An 18,236-nucleotide genomic window follows, 5' to 3' on the forward strand; every position below is an offset into this window, starting at 1 on the left:
ACACAGGATGAAACGCAGTCAATATGCAGTCATCGGTTTGGGCCGATTCGGCTCCAGTTTGGCCAAAGAGCTGATCAAGCTTGGCTATGAGGTTATGGGCATTGATAAGGATGAGGAAGCGGTTGAGGCGCTGAGTGATGAGCTAACCCATGTAGTCGTAGCCGATTCGACGGACGAGGACGTGATTCGGTCGCTAGGTCTGCGTAACTTTGACTGTGTGGTTGTGTCCATCGGCGACGATATCCAGGCGAGCATTTTAACGACGATTTTGCTCAAGGATACCGGGACGAAGATGGTCGTAGCCAAAGCGCTGTCCGAGCTGCATGGCAAGGTGCTGGACAAGATCGGCGTCGATCGCGTCATTTTCCCGGAACGCGATATGGGCGTTCGGGTGGCGCATCAGCTCGTTTCGCCGAACTTGCTCGATTATATCGAGCTGTCCAGCGAATATACGATTGCCGAGCTGACCGTGCCGCGCTGTCTGAACGGGCGGACGCTCAAGGATCTCGACACGCGGGCCAAATACGGCTGCAGCATCGTTGCTATTAATAAGAAGGAAGGCGTCATTATCGCCCCGACGGCGACCGATTCGGTGGAGGAGAAGGACGTGATGGTCATCATCGGCACAAATGATCAGATCGACCACTTCGAGAAGGCCGTTATCCGCTAAGCGGGGCCGGCGCGCTTTTGCCGCCGGATTCAGCCTGAACCGGGCGTCGCCCGCTGCCGCTGCTGGCAGTGCTTGACCGCCAGCTCAATAAACAGCCGAATCGGCGGCTCCAGGGCGGCCTCCTCCGTATACAGGAGCGAGGTCGTTCTTTTTGTTTGCTCCAGCTCGGGGATAAAGCGGACGATCAGGCCGTTATTTTCCACCAGCGTATGGCGCAGGTAGGACTCCGGCAGCAGGGTGGCCGTCTGACAGGTGGCGGCCAGACGAATGATCGCCTCGAACGAGTCGATCTCCATTTTCACATCGGGATGGACGCCGCACCGGTGAAACATCTCGTCCATCAGCACCCGGTACCAGGTGCCGCGCGAGAACAAAATCATCGGCAGCTCATGCAGCTCCGCAATCGTCAGCTCGGAACGGTCCACATACGGATGGTCGGCGGGCAGCACGAGGCAGAGCGGATCGTCGAACAGCGGCAGGCAGATGAGTCCGGGGTCGTCAATTTTCGACGCGACGAGGCCGACATCGACCTTTTTCTCCTTAACAAACGGCACCATCTCATGCGTCTTGCCGGTCAGCGCCTTGATATCGGTCAGCGGATGCGCGCGGGCGTAAATGGTCACCAGATCGGGCAGCGTCGATTGGAGCGTCGTCAGGCTGGCGCCGATCACGAGGCTGGCGGGCTTCGTATTTGTCTTGAAGCTGCGCAGCGATTGCTGCAGCTTGCGTTCCAGCCGCTGCTGGTCGAGCGCATATTCGTAGCATATTTCCCCGGCGCGCGTCAGCTCCAGCCGTTTTCCCTTGCGGCGAAACAATTCGACGCCAAGCTCCTCCTCCAGCTTCATCATTTTGCGCGACAGCGCGGGCTGCGAGATGTTCAGCACCTGGGAAGCCTTGTTCAGGCTTTGCTGCTGCACCACCGTAACGAAAGTACCGAACAACTCCATCTGTGAGCCGCCTCCTTGACAAGTTCCATATATGCATACAGGTTATAAGTGATTATAAGAAATCCGCACTTCCATTATAAGCGAAACAGGAGTAGTATGGTAGTGTCACGGATTGTTCACAAAACGCACCGCGAATGGTATAAAAGACTGTCGAATCATGGAAAATAGGCTTAGCGTTTTTTGTTGACGCTCTCAGGCGTCGGGAGTACAATGAGTAGTGGTTTTTAAGAAGGCCGTGGCTAGCCTACTAATTTAGGGGGGAACGAAAGGAAATGTTCAAAAACTCGTACTTTTCACGAAAGCTTCATTCCTTGCTCGGTGTCATTCCGGTCGGTTTTTTTCTGATCGAGCACCTGCTGACGAACTATTCGGCAGCGAAGGGCGGGCCTGTAAGCTTTCTTGAGCACGTCGAATGGCTGCATAGCTTGCCGCTCGTACTGGCGCTCGAAATTTTCGGAATCTGGATTCCGCTGGCGTATCACGCGATTTACGGCTTGTATGTCGCTTATACCGCCCGCAACAATGTCAGCAATTACGGCTATTTCCGCAATCAGATGTTTTTCCTGCAGCGCGTAACCGGAGTTGTTACGTTTATTTTTGTGGCTTGGCACTTTTTCCAAACACGCTTCCAGATTGCGATCGGCACTGTAGATCAGATGGCGATCGGCTCGCATATGCATCAGATTGCGTCCAATCCGGTTTATTTCGTTTTTTATGTCATCGGAGTTGTTGCGGCAACTTTCCACTTCAGCAACGGTATGTGGGCGTTTCTCGTTAGCTGGGGAATCACGATCGGTCCGCGTGCGCAGAAGGTATCCACGGTTGTATGGATGGGCGTGTTTGTGATCATGACCGTGATGTTCATTATGTCATTGACGGCGTTCCTGGACCCTGCGTTCCAGCAAGTCACGTCTTTGACGAAAGGTTAAGGGGGAGCATACCATCATGGCGAATTCGAAAGTTATTGTAGTCGGCGGAGGTCTGGCGGGCTTGATGGCCACGATTAAAGCTGCGGAAGCCGGAACACATGTGGATTTGTTCTCACTGGTTCCTGTGAAACGTTCTCACTCTGTCTGTGCTCAAGGGGGCATCAACGGCGCCGTTAATACAAAAGGCGAGGGCGATTCTCCCTGGGAGCATTTTGATGATACGGTATATGGCGGCGACTTCCTTGCGAATCAGCCTCCGGTCAAAGCGATGTGTGAAGCAGCGCCTGGCATTATTCACTTGATGGACCGGATGGGCGTTATGTTTAACCGGACGCCGGAAGGCTTGCTTGATTTCCGTCGCTTCGGCGGGACGAAGCATTCCCGGACAGCGTTTGCCGGCGCGACGACGGGCCAACAGCTGCTGTATGCGCTCGACGAGCAAGTGCGCCGCTGGGAGACCGCCGGTCTCGTTAAGAAATACGAGCACTGGGAGTTTCTGGGTGCCGTTCTCGATGATGACGGCGTATGCCGCGGCATCGCCGGACAAGACCTGCGCAGCATGGAAGTTAATACGTTTGCGGCGGATGCGGTTATTTTGGCGACCGGCGGCCCCGGCATTATTTTCGGCAAGACGACGAACTCGGTCATCAACACGGGTACGGCGGCGAGCGCCGTATACCAGCAAGGCGTTCATTATGCGAACGGCGAGTTTATTCAGATTCACCCGACGGCGATTCCGGGCGACGACAAGCTTCGCCTGATGAGTGAATCGGCGCGCGGCGAAGGCGGACGCGTCTGGACGTACAGAGACGGCAAGCCTTGGTATTTCCTTGAGGATAAATATCCGGCTTACGGCAACCTTGTGCCGCGGGATATCGCGACGCGTGAAATTTTCAGCGTGTGCGTGGATATGAAGCTCGGCGTGAACGGCGAAAACATGGTTTACCTCGACCTGTCGCATAAAGATCCGAAGGAGCTGGACGTCAAGCTCGGCGGCATCATCGAAATTTACGAGAAATTTATGGGCGACGACCCGCGTAAAATTCCGATGAAAATTTTCCCGGCGGTTCACTACTCGATGGGCGGCATGTGGGTGGACTACAACCAGATGACGAACATTCCGGGTTTGTTTGCAGCAGGCGAGTGCGAGTACCAGTACCACGGCGCGAACCGTCTTGGCGCGAACTCGCTGTTGTCCGCGATCTACGGCGGTATGGTCGCAGGTCCGAAAGCCATCGAGTACATCAAGGGTCTGGACAAGCACGTGGATGATATTTCGTCGTCCGTATTCGACCGTTACGCGAAGCTGCACACGGAGAAGTACAACAGCGTTCTGTCGATGAACGGAACCGAAAACGCGTATGTGCTCGGTAAAGAGCTCGGCGAGTGGATGACCAACCAGATGACGGTTGTGCGCTACAACAAAGGGCTGCAGGAAACGATCGACAAGATCAACGAGCTGAAGCAGCGCTATAAAAACATCAACATCAATGACTCGGCGCGTTACAACAATCCGGGCGTCGCTTACACGCGTCAGCTGTGGAACATGCTGGAGCTTGCCCATGCGATGACGCTTGGCGGCTTGCTCCGCAACGAAAGCCGCGGCGCGCACTACAAGCCGGAGTTCCCGGATCGTAATGACGACGAGTTTATGAAGACGACAAAAGCGACTTGGACGGCTGAAGGCCCGAAAATTTCCTATGAAGATATCGACGTTTCCCTGATTGCGCCGCGTAAACGCGACTACACGACCGACAAGAAGAAGAAGGGAGGAAATTAATCATGGCCGAAGCAACTGCAGCAGCAGGCAAAAAGGTCAAGTTTATCGTTACCCGTCAGGATGCGGCGGACAGCAAGCCGTACACTGAGGAGTTCGAAATTCCATACCGTCCGAACATGAACGTCATCAGCGCTCTGATGGAGGTGCAGCGGAATCCGACGAACGCCAAGGGAGATAAAACGACGCCGGTATGCTGGGAGTCGAACTGCCTGGAGGAAGTATGCGGTGCTTGCTCGATGGTCATCAACGGGAAGCCGCGCCAAGCGTGCAGCGCGCTCGTGGATAAGCTGGAGCAGCCGATCCGGATCGCACCGATGAGCACGTTCCCGGTCGTTCGCGACCTGGTGATCAACCGTGAGCGGATGTTTTCCGCGCTCAAGAAGGTTAAAGCATGGATTCCGATTGACGGTACGTATGATCTCGGTCCGGGACCGCGGATGGCCGAGTCGAAACGTCAATGGGCCTATGAGCTGTCCAAGTGCATGACCTGCGGGGTGTGCCTGGAATCCTGTCCGAATGTCAACGATAAAACAGATTTTATCGGACCGGCAGCGATCTCTCAGGTTCGTCTGTTTAACGCGCATCCGACAGGCGAAATGAATGCCCACGAGCGTTTGGGCGCCCTGATGGAGGACGGCGGCATCGAGGGCTGCGGCAACTCGCAAAACTGCGTGCGCTCCTGCCCGAAGGGCATTCCGCTCACGACGTCCATTGCGGCGATGAACTTCGATACGACGAAGCAGCTGTTCAAGAACTGGCTGGGTATGTAAGCTGTGTCCAGCGAAGCTGAAGGATTCTATAATCGCAAGAAAAGCTATCGCTAAACACGGATGTATCTTTATCGAGATTACTTCGATCCGAAGCTTTTCTTATTCAAAGCTCTCCGCCCGTCCTCAGGATGGGGGAGAGTTTTTTTGCGGTAAACTTTGTCGATGAGGCTGCGCATAGAAGAGGCCGCACGGAGGAAAAACAAAGAGGCAAGCAGCCACTCATTTTGACCTACTTGGAGGGATTACAAATGGGCAAAAACAAAAACCGGTCGATTGAACAGCAGCAGCAATCGCTGGCTGACCATGCGCAGCAAACGAACAAAGCAAACACGATGCCAACCTATCACAAGGACAAGCATGAGCCGAACCGTCCGTCGGTGTAGGCGGTATGCGGAAGCAACGGGACTAACCGATTCGTAACCGGTTCGTAACCGCATAAGTGAACAGTCAGCCGCTTTGCCTGTGAGGCGAAGCGGCTGCTGCCCGTTGGCGGCCGATCGCCGCGCGTTGACGTGCTTGCGCTTTCACGGGTAGAATAGTGAAATTAAAGCGTTTCAGCGGGAAGCGCCGCAAGCGGGATGAGGAAAGGAAGTACAAGCGATGAGCAGGAAGCGGCAAGTTACGATTGTCGATTTGGCGGAAGCGGCGGGGGTGTCTATTGCGACCGTATCCAACGTGCTGAACCGGCGCAATGTTCCGATGTCAAGCGAAACGATCCGCAAGGTGGAGCAGGCAGCCGAGGAGCTGGGTTATCGCCGAAATGTAATGGCGGCAAGTCTAAGCCGGAAAAAATCGTATGAGCTGGGGATGCTGGTACCGAGCTTTGCGGGCTATCATGGGCGCTTCGCGGAGGAAATGCAGCGGATGGCCCATACGTATGGCTACCATTTGTCTGTGTTCTCAGCTGCCGGTTTCGATCCGGAGATTGAAAAGCGGCATCTTGATGTACTGCTGCAGCGTCGTGTTGACGGGTTGATCTGCCACGGCTTGGCGATGTCGCAGGAGGCGACAAGACAGCTGGTTGGCGTCGGTACGCCGCTTGTTTTGTTTAATGCGTGGGGGTGGCCGGATGACATTGCGGTCGGGGCGGTCAACCTGGATTTTGTAAACGGCTGTGAAGAAGTGGTGCACCATCTGGCGGAGCGCGGCTGCCGGACATTTTGTTATGTCGGCAAGTCCAGTCTGTACGCCACGGACCGGCAGCGGCGAATCGGCGTGCAAAATGGCCTGGATCGGCTGGCCGAGCCGACCGCAAGCGCCAGCTTCGACGCGGACAGCTTCGCTTCGATCGAAGAGGTGCTGGATCGGATCGAAGCTGTGCGAGCGGAAGCGGGCAACGGGCAAAACGATAGCGGAACGGTTGGCATTATCGGCTTTGATGATGTGCTGACGCTTTCCCTGATGTCGGCCGCGCTGCGGCGGGGCTATCGGGTACCGGGCGATTTTCTGATTGCAGGAATCAACAACGATCCGGTTACGTCGATCTGTTATCCGACCTTGACCTCGCTGGCGCTCCCGACTGCGATGCAGGCCGAATATGTGATGCTGCTGATGCTGCAGGCACTGGACGATGCGTCAACGCTCAGCCTTTTCCCCGCCGAGGCGCTGAGCAAGGCGGCGAGGGAAGGCCGGGAGCTGCAAATTCCGCTGCGGCTTGTGCCGCGTGATTCAACGGGCCGATAGCCTTGGCCTTGACGGGATAGCCCTTTGCCGTGGTCGGCCACGAGCAGCCCGGATCAGCCACGGCGGCTACAGCGCATGCTGTGGCGGACTGATGCGCTGAGCGGCGGCTTTTTTTTGCTCCAGAAACTGGCGGCCGTATTCTCCGTGGGGGTGAAGGCGGGCATGCTCGGTTTGAATCGTCGTATGCTCAATGCCATACTTGCTTTTCAATGTTTCATTGATGGCTAAAATGATACATAGCGGCTGGGTCTGGTCATTCACAAATACATGGGCGGTCAAGGAATAGTGGTCCGTGGACACGGCCCACAGATGCATCTCGTGGACATCCTCGACGCCTCCGACGGCAGCGATCGTGCTGCGGATGTCATCGAGGTTATACTGTTCGGGTACGGATTCCATCAGAATGAGTACCGATTCGCGTATAATTCGTGCTCCTCCTGCGAAAATAATGAGGCTGATGATGATGCTGATCAGCGGATCGAGCCAGAGGATACCGGTGTAATACAGCAGTATGGCCGAGGCGATTACGCCGACAGAGCTAAGCAGATCGCCGATAAAATGCCAGAGCGCGCTCTGGATGTTCAAATTATCTTCTTCTTTCATACTGCGGCTCAGCACGAGCGTCAGGACAATATTAACGATCAAGCCGACAGCCGCGATTGCCAGCATTAGCTTAAAGTCGATCGGCTCCGGCCGCAGGAAGCGGCGGACGCCTTCCACACAGATGCCGAGCGCGATGATCGCGAGCGCCAAACCATTCAAAAACGACGCGATGATCTCGAAGCGGAGGTAACCGAACGTAAAGCGGCTGTTCGGCTGGCGTGTCGCCAAATAAATCGCTGTCATGCTGAGACCAAGCGCGAGCACATCGGAGATCATATGCGCCGAATCGGAGAGCAGGGCAAGGGAATTGGACATAAGGCCGCCGATCACTTCGACGATCGTAAAAAACAGCGTTAAGGCAAGCGTGATCCAAAGCGTCCGTTTGGACCGGCTTTGCTGCTTGGCGTGAGGAAGGTGATGATAATCGTACATACGGGTTCATCCTTTCCATTCATCCGAATCTTATTACAACCACAGTATACGTCAAGTCTTGAATTTCGGCAAATACTTTAATTGATAGCGATTTTCAGGATTTTGATCATAATTATCACTATCATAATTCGTTTTTCGTTGATTATGATTCATTTTCTCAATATTGTGATAGTAATAATCAATTTCGGTATAGCGCTTCCAAAATTGTTACACAATTGAAATAGTTCTGTTACGTGTTTATCATCTTCTGGGTGTATGATACTTAACAAGACCCCCTTTTTAATATAAACACTTTAAGGCTCGCCCCCGTTGGGCGGGCCGATTTTTTTTGCGGATTGTGCCGATGCTATTGCTATCTGCTCTGTGCTGCTGTTTTCAGCGACGCTGGACAATTCGATAATCGCAAGGAATTGGGAGATGAAGATGAGAACGATTGATTTGAATTGTGATATGGGAGAAAGCTTTGGCGTCTATCAGCTTGGCCTGGATGAGCAAGTCATGCCGTTGATTACATCTGCCAATATTGCTTGCGGCTTCCATGCAGGCGATCCGACCGTTATGGACCGGACGGTACGGCTGGCCGCCGAGCGGGGCGTCGGCATCGGCGTCCATATGGGGTACCCCGACTTGGCTGGCTTCGGCCGTCGCGAGATGCGTCTGTCCCGCAATGAGCTGTTGAACAGCTGCGTTTACCAGATTGGGGCGCTGGATGCATTTTGTCGGAAGCACGGGGCAAAGCTTGCCCATGTCAAGCCTCACGGCAGCATGAACAACATGGCGGACGACGATGCGGAAATTGCGGCGGCAATAGCGGAGGCCACCGCGCTGACGATTCCCGGCACGCCGATGCTGGCCAAGCCTGGCAGCGAGCTGCAGCGCGCAGCGGCAGCCTGCGGGCTGCCGGTCGTACGCGAGCTGTACGCAGACCGCGCTTACCAGCGCGACGGGAAGCTGGCTTCGCGGAGCTTGCCCGGTGCGGTTATTCATGACCCCGCGGAAGCTGCGGCGAATGCCGTGCGGATGGTTGTCGAGGGACGGACGAGAACGATCGACGGCGTTTGGATTGAGCTGGAAGGCGACAGCCTCTGTGTGCATGGGGACACGCCGGGCGCGCTGGAGCTGATTCGTTTGATTCGCGGCGGCTTGGAGCAGGCGGGTGTTCGCATTGCGCGGCCCTGAATCCAGGCGGCCGGGAGACGAGGGGATGCGGCAAGCGGAGTGCCCGGGGATAGGCGGTTTGCAGAGCGAGGTGGGGGAGTCGGAGCTTCTGGAGCTGCATACGTTGCAGAGCGAGGCGGAGCAGCAGGAGAGCTTGGAGCTGCGCAAGCTGCGGCGCTCAGAGGGTGAGCAAGCTGCCGCCGAGCAGCTTGAATGGCTGCCGCTTGGCGATGCCGCCGTCACAGTTCGCTTCGGCAGCGGGATTGATCCCGCGACGCATCATAAAGTGCGGACTGCTGCTGAGCACTGGAGCAAGCATCCGTTTCCCGGCATGCTGGAATGTGTGCCTGCTTTCGCCAGCGTGACGATTCATTATGATCCGCTGGCGGTTTGGTCAGCGCGCAGACTGGCGCATGGGGAAGGCGCGGGCCAGTCGCTGTTTGCATTTGTATGCGGACAGCTGGAGCAATCGCTTGGACAGCTTCGGCCGGGACAGAAGGCTGTTCCGCGGACGGTGGAGGTGCCTGTATGGTACGGAGGAGAAGTGGGGCCTGATCTGGAGCTTGTGGCGCGGCATAACGAACTGCTTCCCGAGCAGGTGATTGAGCTGCATAGCAGCGCAGTGTATACCGTCTATATGATCGGTTTCGCGCCAGGGTTCCCCTATCTTGGGGGCATGACGGAGCGGATCGCAGCTCCGCGGCGTTCGAGTCCGCGTCCGTCTGTACCGGCCGGATCGGTCGGTATTGCCGGTGTGCAGACCGGCATTTATTCGGTCGAGACGCCGGGCGGATGGCAAATTATAGGGCGAACGCCGCTCAGGCTGTTCCGCCCGGATGACGATCCGCCAAGTTATGTGCAGGCGGGGGACCGGCTTCGTTTTCGCCCGATAGGCGTGGAAGAGTACGAATGTCTGGTCAGGGAGGAAGCCAAATGAGACTAAAGGTGCTTCGTCCAGGCATGCACACGACGATTCAGGATTTGGGCCGAACGGGCTATCAGCGGTACGGGGTTGTTGTCGGCGGGGCGATGGACCCGCTATCGCTGCGGATCGCCAATTTGCTCGTGGGCAATGAGGAAGGAGAGGCGGCGCTGGAGGCGACGCTGATCGGACCGACACTGGAGGTGCAGGACGACCTGTTGATCGCCTGCTGCGGGGCGGATTTGTCCGCCGAGGTGGACGGACAACCGCTGCCGACCTGGCGACCGGTGCTGGTCAGCCGCGGCGCTGCAATTCGCTTCGGCCCGTGCCGCAGCGGGAGCCGGGCCTATGTAGCCGTGGCGGGCGGCTTCGATGTGCCGCAGGTGCTCGGAAGCCGCAGCACCTACGGCCGCGGCGCGCTCGGCGGCCTTGAGGGCCGCGCGCTGGCAGCCGGCGACCTGCTGCGCTGCAAGGTCCCCGGCGCGCTGGCGCAGCGTCGGGTGCAGCACTTGCGCGCGCGCCTGGCAGCTGGCGCCAGCTTCAGCAGCCCGCAGTGGCACGCGGGCTGGCCGGACTGGCTGCCGGTGTCCGGCCAGCCGGTAGAGTTGCGGACGCTGCCCGGAGCAAATGCGGGCAGCTTGACGGCAGCCAGCCGGGAGCGCCTGTTCACGCAGCTTTTTAGCGTGAGCCCGCAATCTGACCGGATGGGCTATCGCTTGAGCGGTGAGCCGCTGCAGCTGTCGGTCCGTACGGAGCTGCTCTCCGAAGGAGTAGCGCTAGGTACGGTACAGCTGCCGCCGGATGGCCAGCCGATTATGCTGCTGGCTGACCGGCAGACGACGGGCGGTTATCCGCGAATCGCGCATATTGCCAGCGTGGATTTGCCCCTTCTCGGTCAGCTGAAGCCCGGTCAGCAGCTGCGCTTGCGAGAGATCGGCCTTGATCAGGCCGAACAGCTGTATGTGCAGCGCATGCAGAAGCTGGCCATCTTACGCACAGCGATCCGTTTGCGCGATGAATAGAGGGTAATGCCGCGCCTGCTTGACAGCTCAAAATAGCTGATCGTTGCAGCTTGGATTGCCGTTCAGCCGCCTTACAGAAATCGGAGTCGGAGATGAGGCTTATAAGCAATGTCCTGTCCCCGGTTCATACGGGGCTTGCGACTCGCCGGATTGGTGTATTGGTGTACGCCGATGTGCGGCGGCTGGCTGTCGGTTCAATGGGACGGCCAGCTGATCGGCGTGCAGAAGTGTCATCTGGAAAAGGGTGTTTGATCAATGTACGGAAGTGCCCGATGGAAAAAGATGTTTGACCGGCAGGCTGAAGCATCTGCTGGCCGTTCAGATGATGGGCAAAACATCAACGGATGGACGTGTTGCCTATGTCGCTTTTTGTTAAGCGAAATACGAGCGTGCGCTGCTAGGCTTAGTGAAGAAGCGATCTTTGGCTTCATTTAACTTCCATATAAGTAAACGTCTTGATTTATGTTTACGATTTCTTAAAATAATTTACTCCAACTATTGACAATGACGAGAAGGTTCATTTACCATATATTTTGAAAAGTCAGGTACCGAGGGGGACATCATATTGAACGAATAGGACCGAGGCAATTCAGGGGCGGTGCCTTATTTTTTTGAATTAAATTGAGAATGGTTATCAATATCAGTTGGTGAGGATCTTGGATCGGAAGGCGCCGTTGCAAGTAGACGAGACAGAGACGGTACATACGGATGGAATTTTTTTTAGCTATCAATTGATAATGATTATCGTTATTAACAAATGTTGTGGTAACATGGGAAAAGGAGAAGTGAGGATGAGCAGAACGTTTAAAAGGATGTTATCCTGCCTGCTAGCGCTGGCCTTGGTGTTGTCCGGATTGCCGTTGCCGTCGGTTTCGGCTGACAGCCAAGCGGGGAGCCAGCAGGGACCGCTTGCGACCTTTGGCGCAGGGGCAACGACAGATTATTTGGGCGGCAAGCAAATTGCAGGCATTTGGCAGCAGGTCGGGAACGTGACGGACAGTGTTTATCAGGAAGTATACGGGTACGAGGTGACGTTTACCTTTGACCCTAGCCTGATGAGCTTTGTCCGGGTGAGGAACAACACGGGGTTTGCAACACCAACGGCAACTGAAGTGTCGGCAGGTGTGTATCAGGTCAAGGCTGCGTTGAACGCGCCGAACAACCCGGTCATCGTGAAGGAAGCGATGGAGTCGATGGTCAGTCTGACGTTGCAGTCCAACGCGGTGACGGAAGCGAAGACGACAACGATCATGGCGAAGGACATCGTGCTGATCGACAAAAACGGCGGCCGCTTGCAGCTGGGCGATGCGCCATTTACGGTAAATCTCAAGCCGAGCGGCAGCACCGAGCAGTTGAAGGCGTTGATCACGGAAGCGGAAACGGCTCGCGAGGGCATCTGGAACGGGCAGTACCCGGTCGGCTCCATGGCTGCCTTTACAACAACGCTGAATGTAAGCAAAAACCTGATCGCATCGCCGGCTTTGCAAGAGGCGATCGACGCGCAGTATACGAAGCTCAAGGATGCGTACACGGCGCTGCAAGCGCAGGTGATTACGAACAATCCGGTTCCTGCATTGGCTGACGGCGAGCACGGACTGGAATTCAAAATTTACAAGAGCGGCACAAATGACAAGTCGGTTATGCAGGACTATGTGGACTTGTCGAGCGGCAAGCTGATCGTAGCCGGGGACAAAAAGTATGTAACTTTTGCGCTGAAGCAGCATAATGAAATTTTGTCGTTCAAGACGATGCAAAACGGTATCTTGGTTGAAACGGATATTCCTGACAAGGATGAGGCGGCTAACCGCCGGACAGTCAAATTCGAGGTATCGGATCTCGGCAGGCGGCTGGACGGCTGGGTGAAAATTTATTGGGATCTCGGTCCTCCTTTCGGAGTTTATGACAATTCGTATACAGTTGAGCTTGGCTTTGATCGGATACTGAGCGATAAATCGGTGTTGAAGGCGCAGATCGCCAAGGCGCAAAGCGAGCATGACAGTGCGTCAGCCGGATCGTCCAGAGAAGCGCTGGCGGCAGCGATTGCGGCGGCTCAAGCGGTAGCGGTGAATGATGCAGCGACGCAGCAGCAGGTAACCGATGCGCTGGCAGCGCTGCAAGCAGCCATTGCCGGAATGAAGCCAAATGTGACGCTGGCGGCAAGAACGCCGGAAGTGCTCGCCGGGAATACGGTGTCGGTGGTCCACAAGGCAGGAAACATTACGGATGCGGTGTTTACGCAAGTGTACGGCTATGAAGCAACCGTAGTTGTCGATCCGGCTCAACTGGAGCTGTCGACGATCGGCGGCTGGAACGGCAAGCTGGAAAAAGGGACGATAGAAGCCGTTTCGCCGGGCGTGTACCGAGTCAAGTTCAAGCTGAAGGATGAAAACAATGCGCTCACGCTGCCGTCTGCAGCGGAGGAAATGATGAGCCTGACGTTCCAGTCCAAGAAGCAGACTGAGAAGACAACAGCGACCGTGCAATTGAAAGATATAGAAGCCATTAATAAGGCGGGCAGCCGGTTGAACCTGGGGGAAGTTTCCACGACCCTGACGTTGACGCCGGGAGGCAACAAGGATCGCTTGAACGCGTTGATTGAGGAGTCGAATCAGGCGCGCGAGGGGATCTGGAACGGCCAGTATCCGGCCGGGTCCATGACGGCCTTTATGAGAGTGCTGACCCGCAGCAAGGGTTTGGTAGTCACCGAACAAACGCAGCAGACGCTGGATACGCAGTATACAAACCTGCTGGCGGCGTATGACGCGTTGAAGCCGCAGGTGATTACGGACAATCCGGCTCCTGTGCTGCCAGACGGCGAATATGATGCGGATATCGTCATTTATCAAAATAATTCCAATGCAACGTCGATGACGAACCAATATATTGACCCGGCTAGCCGCAAGCTGACGGTGAAAAACGGCAAGCTGTATGTGTCGTTCAAATTAACGCAGCATACGGAAATTACATCGTTGAAGACGCTGCAAGCGGGCGAGCTGGTGGAAACGGACATTATTTCAGTTGATCCGGTAACCAATACGCGGGTGATCAGCTTTGAGCTTTCGGATTTGGCGAAGAGACAAGCGGCATGGATCAAAGTGTATTGGGATTTGGGGCCTCCGCTTGGCATTTATGACCATACGTATGATATCGAAATCAGCGTAGGCAGCATCGTGCTGACGAAGGAAATGGTTGGCGGCTTGATTGCCGCAGCGCAAGCGCAGCATGATGCAGCGATTGAAGGCAACGCACTCGGCCAAGTGAAGGCCGGATCGAAGGCCGTGCTGCAGTCCGCAATCGCGGCAGCGCAGGCGGTGGTTGACCGCAATGCCACGCAGACGGAGATTTACCGGGGCGTTGAGGCGCTGCAGTCGGCGGTAGCCGCTTTCGAGGCAGGCGTTGTGCAGGATGGTACGGGTGTGGTCAACAAGCAAGCTTTGACCGCGTTGATGAAGGAAGTGTCGGCCACTCATGGGGCGGCTGTTGAAGGCGCCGAGCTTGGTCAATATGTGGCAGGAGCCAAGGCAAGCCTGAAAACGTCGCTGGATGCAGCAGTTGCGGTTGCGGCCAATGAGCAGTCAACCCAGGCGCAGGTGGATGCAGCTGTAAAAGCGCTGCAAGAGGCTGTGAAGCTGTTTGCTTCGGCGCAGTACCGCGATGCGATTACGGCTTTGCCGGACGGACAATATACCGTTCAAGTGAATTTCTATCAACAAGGGAGCGATCAGGCATCGCCGGTGCAGGCTTATGTGAGCGGCCAGGGCATCTTGGCTGTCCAAGGCGGTGTGAAGCGGGTAACACTGCCGCTGCAAGCAGCCGGAGCATTGACTTCAGTGCAGACGAAGCTGAACTCTGCCTCGGCATTGACGGAAGCCATGCTGCTCACGCAAAATGCTGCGACTGGCGAGCGTACCGTCCAGTTTGAGGTACAGGACTTGCTGATCAACAAGCAAGCAGGTCAGGTCACCGTAACAACCGGCGGCGAGCCGCAGGGCTATGCCGTTGAAATCGGGTATGCCCAAATTCGGGTGGACCTGACCAAGCCGGTCAGCAACGGACAATACAAGGTCAGCTTTGCATCCAAATCGGATGACCCGACAGCACCTCAGCTCGCTGAATTTATTCAAAGCGAAGGCAACAGCCTGACCGTACAAGATGGCAAAAAACAAGCGAAGCTGAACCTGCAGGCCGGTGTTACGGTAACTGGCATTTCCATACTGGATGCACAAGGCAATGTCATTCGTGAAATTACGCCTTCATTTGTGGCGGCTGTGGCGGCATTCAAGCAGGCGGGTACGGTTCGCATTCTGGCCGCTGATCCGGCAGCAACAACCGTACAGTTTGAAGTAGCCGATGATTTGACAGCAACCTATGCGGTGCAGGCGGTGAAGGACGGGCAACCGACGACGCTCAAGCTGGCATTTGGCGCGGTAGAGCCTGAAACAAGCTCGAAGCCTGTTGCTCCTGTAGCGACGGTGACACCGCAAACTCCGAGTACCACCTCTGGCGGTGGCGGCGGTGGTGGAGCGGCAGCTGCAACGACTGTGTTGAAGGATGGTTCGTATGCCGTTCCGGTTAAAGTGCTGGAGGTTGGCAAAACAACCGTCGCTTCCGAGCTGCAGGGTTATGTAGCTGCACCGGTTCTGCTGACCGTTGAGGGCAGCAAAAAACTCGTGACCCTGCGAATCAAGCAAAGCGCGAAGGTCAGCGCCTTCCAGGCTGAGCTGAACGGTACGCTGACCGATGCCAAGGTCATTGGAGCAGATAAGCAAAATGATACACGCGATGTGCAATTTGAAGTCAAGGATACGTCTGCCAAGCTCAAGGTAGTCGTAACTTTAGAGGGCAAGAAGCTTGAAGCTGAGCTTTCCTTCGACACCGCAGCCGCAGCTGGTTTGAGCAAGGGAGCTGCGCTGAGCGATGTATGGAAGGATAACCAGGCTCCGGCAGCTCCACAGCCAGCGGCAGCCTTGGCGGATATTGACGGTCACTGGGCGCAATCACTGATCGAGCGTGCAGCCGAGCTTGGCGTGGTGAACGGTTATGAAGACGGCAGCTTCCGTCCGGACGGCGAAATCAGCCGTGCTGAATTCACGGCGCTGATCGGCCGTACGCTTGGAGATGACGCGAAGCAAGCCGAGCTGGACTTTGCCGACCTGGCACAAATTCCCGACTGGGTCAAGCCTTCGCTTGCCAAAGCATGGGCAGCCGGCATTCTGACAAGCTACGAGGATGGAACGTTCCGCGCTGGACGCAGCATCACCCGCGCAGAAATTGCGGTCATCGTGGCACGGACGCTGGAGCTTCCGCTGGATGCGGCAGCACGCAACACTTTTGCGGATGAAGCGCAAATTCCGCAATGGGCATACGCCTATGTTGCCGCAGCTGCCCGGCAGGGCCTCTTGAATGGCAGAGAGAATAATTTGTTTGCTCCAACCGCTAACGCGACGAGAGCTGAAGCCGTCAAGATCATTCTGGCTTTGACAGACGGCCTGAAATAAGCAGACTGAACCCCGGAGCGGGAGACCGAGCTAGTCTTGGTTCCCTTGCAGCCGGGGTTTTTGTTGCGCTGTGCTGCGGGCGACAGATTCCAGATTATACAATAATCGTATTGAAGTTTGCTAGGCGAGCAAGTAAACTGACGGTAGCTGTAATCAGGTGCGAATGTGAAGCTCCCATGAAAATGCCGGATCATTCGCACCTCAGAATTTATCGAAATTCGTCGAAATCGGCATGGATTTCAAACAGTCAAGCCGTGATGTATGCAAATTTGGAAATGATTATTCGAAAAGGCATGGGATTGATGCCTGACAGGCATTAATTTGTGGTATTTTCGCTGTCGCACTCCGTTTGGAGTGCGTGGATTGAAATACGGCCGATTTTGCCAAGTATGACCTCAAGCTGGAGTCGCACTCCGTTTGGAGTGCGTGGATTGAAATCAGTGGAGCGACCGCCCCGCCTGCGTAGATGCCCGTCGCACTCCGTTTGGAGTGCGTGGATTGAAATAAGCCTTGGAGCCGTTTGTCGGCCCAGCCTACCTGTCGCACTCCGTTTGGAGTGCGTGGATTGAAATGTTGGTAGCATCCCCGCACACTAGCCGATGTCGGGTCGCACTCCGTTTGGAGTGCGTGGATTGAAATATCTTTAGCGGCAATCAAGTCCGGACCATCGAGCAGGTCGCACTCCGTTTGGAGTGCGTGGATTGAAATACTCCCCCAAGATGTCGTCGCCTCAAGCCACTCAGTCGCACTCCGTTTGGAGTGCGTGGATTGAAATCGCCAGAATGTACTGTTCAATCGCGTCTTTTGTCGGGTCGCACTCCGTTTGGAGTGCGTGGATTGAAATACTTCCAGAAAGAGGCGTTTATGATCGGCGTTACGGTCGCACTCCGTTTGGAGTGCGTGGATTGAAATTTGTATCGAGGAAACTCGGTAGCATTTTTATTTTCGTCGCACTCCGTTTGGAGTGCGTGGATTGAAATATTTTTGGGGATACGGAAAAGCGCCAGTATGTTCGTGGTCGCACTCCGTTTGGAGTGCGTGGATTGAAATTGGACCATGTTGCTCAATACGATGTACAACACAGCCGTCGCACTCCGTTTGGAGTGCGTGGATTGAAATACTGGAATCAGTCGAACAAATCGTAACCGAAAACAGTCGCACTCCGTTTGGAGTGCGTGGATTGAAATCCACCCGTTCTGGGTGTGGTATGTCTCGTACTCCCGTCGCACTCCGTTTGGAGTGCGTGGATTGAATTTTCGCCTTGGTCGCGTCGTTTTTTCGCTCGATTGCGTCGCACTCCGTTTGGAGTGCGTGGATTGAAATTATTACAGAACTTTAAGGAGATGATGAAAATTAAAGTCGCACTCCGTTTGGAGTGCGTGGATTGAAATAAAGTATAGAGTAAATGCAAAAATCAAAGATAATGATGTCGCACTCCGTTTGGAGTGCGTGGATTGAAATATGCCACAAAGTAATGGAGCAGGTAGATGGTGTACGTCGCACTCCGTTTGGAGTGCGTGGATTGAAATGACGACTTATCGTAAGAGGTTACCTTAAACGTGTAATGTCGCACTCCGTTTGGAGTGCGTGGATTGAAATGTATCTACGAAAAAAATTACGAGCGTTTGGCAGCGTCGCACTCCGTTTGGAGTGCGTGGATTGAAATCCCATTGGCCGAACCTGAATTAAAACTTCCATCATCGTCGCACTCCGTTTGGAGTGCGTGGATTGAAATAGCCACAACAACTGCGGCGTTTGTCAAGATAGTTGTCGCTAATCTCAAAATGTAGTTGTGCTAGAGTTAGCCTTTTTGCTCAGCTTG

At 55.3% G+C, this 18,236-nt stretch carries 13 protein-coding genes and 1 CRISPR repeat array; of the genes, 11 read left to right on the forward strand and 2 right to left on the reverse strand.

Annotated elements, in window-relative coordinates; all coding sequences use genetic code 11:
- Positions 1-7 precede the first annotated feature (7 nt).
- The gene (locus AC6ROY_RS14400) at positions 8-670 is read left to right on the forward strand and encodes a potassium channel family protein (RefSeq protein ID WP_500101235.1); all 663 of its coding nucleotides are present in this window, start codon (positions 8-10) and stop codon (positions 668-670) included.
- A gap of 29 nt (positions 671-699) precedes the next feature.
- Here the strand turns inward: AC6ROY_RS14400 and AC6ROY_RS14405 are convergent, their stop codons facing one another.
- Positions 700-1,617 (reverse strand): LysR family transcriptional regulator, encoded by a 918-nt coding sequence (locus AC6ROY_RS14405; protein ID WP_500101236.1) that lies wholly within the window; start codon positions 1,615-1,617, stop codon positions 700-702.
- A 272-nt stretch (positions 1,618-1,889) separates the two neighbouring features.
- On the opposite strand from AC6ROY_RS14405, the gene AC6ROY_RS14410 reads away from it, so the two are divergent.
- The 5 genes from AC6ROY_RS14410 (at position 1,890) to AC6ROY_RS14430 (ending at position 6,779) form a co-directional block, all read left to right on the forward strand.
- A complete protein-coding gene (locus AC6ROY_RS14410) occupies positions 1,890-2,546 on the forward strand; it encodes a succinate dehydrogenase cytochrome b558 subunit (protein ID WP_500101237.1) in 657 nt (218 codons plus the stop codon).
- A 16-nt stretch (positions 2,547-2,562) separates the two neighbouring features.
- Positions 2,563-4,326, forward strand: a complete 1,764-nt coding sequence (gene sdhA, locus AC6ROY_RS14415; protein ID WP_500101238.1) for a succinate dehydrogenase flavoprotein subunit — start codon at positions 2,563-2,565, stop codon at positions 4,324-4,326.
- Between the two features lie 2 nt (positions 4,327-4,328).
- On the forward strand, positions 4,329-5,096 hold the full coding sequence (gene sdhB, locus AC6ROY_RS14420) for a succinate dehydrogenase iron-sulfur subunit (protein WP_500101239.1): 768 nt from the start codon (positions 4,329-4,331) through the stop codon (positions 5,094-5,096).
- Positions 5,097-5,344: 248 nt separating this feature from the next.
- Positions 5,345-5,479, forward strand: coding sequence for a hypothetical protein (locus AC6ROY_RS14425; protein ID WP_500101240.1), 135 nt, complete (start codon positions 5,345-5,347; stop codon positions 5,477-5,479).
- A 217-nt stretch (positions 5,480-5,696) separates the two neighbouring features.
- On the forward strand, positions 5,697-6,779 hold the full coding sequence (locus tag AC6ROY_RS14430; protein WP_500101241.1) for a LacI family DNA-binding transcriptional regulator: 1,083 nt from the start codon (positions 5,697-5,699) through the stop codon (positions 6,777-6,779).
- Positions 6,780-6,845: 66 nt separating this feature from the next.
- On the opposite strand, the gene AC6ROY_RS14435 is transcribed toward AC6ROY_RS14430, so the two are convergent.
- Entirely contained in the window at positions 6,846-7,814 is a 969-nt protein-coding gene (locus tag AC6ROY_RS14435) for a cation diffusion facilitator family transporter (RefSeq protein ID WP_500101242.1), read from the reverse strand.
- 423 nt (positions 7,815-8,237) lie between these two features.
- Here AC6ROY_RS14435 and AC6ROY_RS14440 point away from each other — a divergent pair, with 423 nt between their 5' ends.
- The 5 genes from AC6ROY_RS14440 (at position 8,238) to AC6ROY_RS14460 (ending at position 16,414) form a co-directional block, all read left to right on the forward strand.
- Positions 8,238-8,993 (forward strand): LamB/YcsF family protein, encoded by a 756-nt coding sequence (locus tag AC6ROY_RS14440; RefSeq protein WP_500101243.1) that lies wholly within the window; start codon positions 8,238-8,240, stop codon positions 8,991-8,993.
- A 25-nt stretch (positions 8,994-9,018) separates the two neighbouring features.
- Positions 9,019-9,909, forward strand: coding sequence for a 5-oxoprolinase subunit PxpB (gene pxpB, locus AC6ROY_RS14445; RefSeq protein WP_500101244.1), 891 nt, complete (start codon positions 9,019-9,021; stop codon positions 9,907-9,909).
- Complete coding sequence (locus AC6ROY_RS14450; RefSeq protein WP_500101245.1) at positions 9,906-10,916, forward strand: 5-oxoprolinase subunit C family protein; 1,011 nt, start codon at positions 9,906-9,908, stop codon at positions 10,914-10,916. Before pxpB ends, AC6ROY_RS14450 begins: the two co-directional genes overlap by 4 nt.
- Before the next feature lie 108 nt (positions 10,917-11,024).
- Positions 11,025-11,168: a hypothetical protein gene (locus tag AC6ROY_RS14455; protein WP_500101247.1), complete on the forward strand. Its 144-nt coding sequence runs from the start codon at positions 11,025-11,027 to the stop codon at positions 11,166-11,168.
- Positions 11,169-11,707: 539 nt separating this feature from the next.
- The gene (locus AC6ROY_RS14460; RefSeq protein ID WP_500101248.1) at positions 11,708-16,414 is read left to right on the forward strand and encodes an NEAT domain-containing protein; all 4,707 of its coding nucleotides are present in this window, start codon (positions 11,708-11,710) and stop codon (positions 16,412-16,414) included.
- Between the two features lie 337 nt (positions 16,415-16,751).
- Positions 16,752-18,149: direct repeats of the CRISPR family, unit length 33 nt; unit sequence GTCGCACTCCGTTTGGAGTGCGTGGATTGAAAT.
- Positions 18,150-18,236 lie beyond the last annotated feature (87 nt).

The organism is Paenibacillus sp. sg306046 (genome assembly GCF_059821225.1).

Excerpts from the sequence above, each read along its gene's own strand:
- AC6ROY_RS14400 (WP_500101235.1), top strand. The coding sequence starts at position 8 with ATGAAACGCAGTCAATATGCAGTCATCGGTTTGGGCCGATTCGGCTCC.
- AC6ROY_RS14405 (WP_500101236.1), bottom strand. The coding sequence starts at position 1,617 with ATGGAGTTGTTCGGTACTTTCGTTACGGTGGTGCAGCAGCAAAGCCTG.
- AC6ROY_RS14410 (WP_500101237.1), top strand. The coding sequence starts at position 1,890 with ATGTTCAAAAACTCGTACTTTTCACGAAAGCTTCATTCCTTGCTCGGT.
- sdhA (WP_500101238.1), top strand. The coding sequence starts at position 2,563 with ATGGCGAATTCGAAAGTTATTGTAGTCGGCGGAGGTCTGGCGGGCTTG.
- sdhB (WP_500101239.1), top strand. The coding sequence starts at position 4,329 with ATGGCCGAAGCAACTGCAGCAGCAGGCAAAAAGGTCAAGTTTATCGTT.
- AC6ROY_RS14425 (WP_500101240.1), top strand. The coding sequence starts at position 5,345 with ATGGGCAAAAACAAAAACCGGTCGATTGAACAGCAGCAGCAATCGCTG.
- AC6ROY_RS14430 (WP_500101241.1), top strand. The coding sequence starts at position 5,697 with ATGAGCAGGAAGCGGCAAGTTACGATTGTCGATTTGGCGGAAGCGGCG.
- AC6ROY_RS14435 (WP_500101242.1), bottom strand. The coding sequence starts at position 7,814 with ATGTACGATTATCATCACCTTCCTCACGCCAAGCAGCAAAGCCGGTCC.
- AC6ROY_RS14440 (WP_500101243.1), top strand. The coding sequence starts at position 8,238 with ATGAGAACGATTGATTTGAATTGTGATATGGGAGAAAGCTTTGGCGTC.
- pxpB (WP_500101244.1), top strand. The coding sequence starts at position 9,019 with ATGCGGCAAGCGGAGTGCCCGGGGATAGGCGGTTTGCAGAGCGAGGTG.
- AC6ROY_RS14450 (WP_500101245.1), top strand. The coding sequence starts at position 9,906 with ATGAGACTAAAGGTGCTTCGTCCAGGCATGCACACGACGATTCAGGAT.
- AC6ROY_RS14455 (WP_500101247.1), top strand. The coding sequence starts at position 11,025 with ATGTCCTGTCCCCGGTTCATACGGGGCTTGCGACTCGCCGGATTGGTG.
- AC6ROY_RS14460 (WP_500101248.1), top strand. The coding sequence starts at position 11,708 with ATGAGCAGAACGTTTAAAAGGATGTTATCCTGCCTGCTAGCGCTGGCC.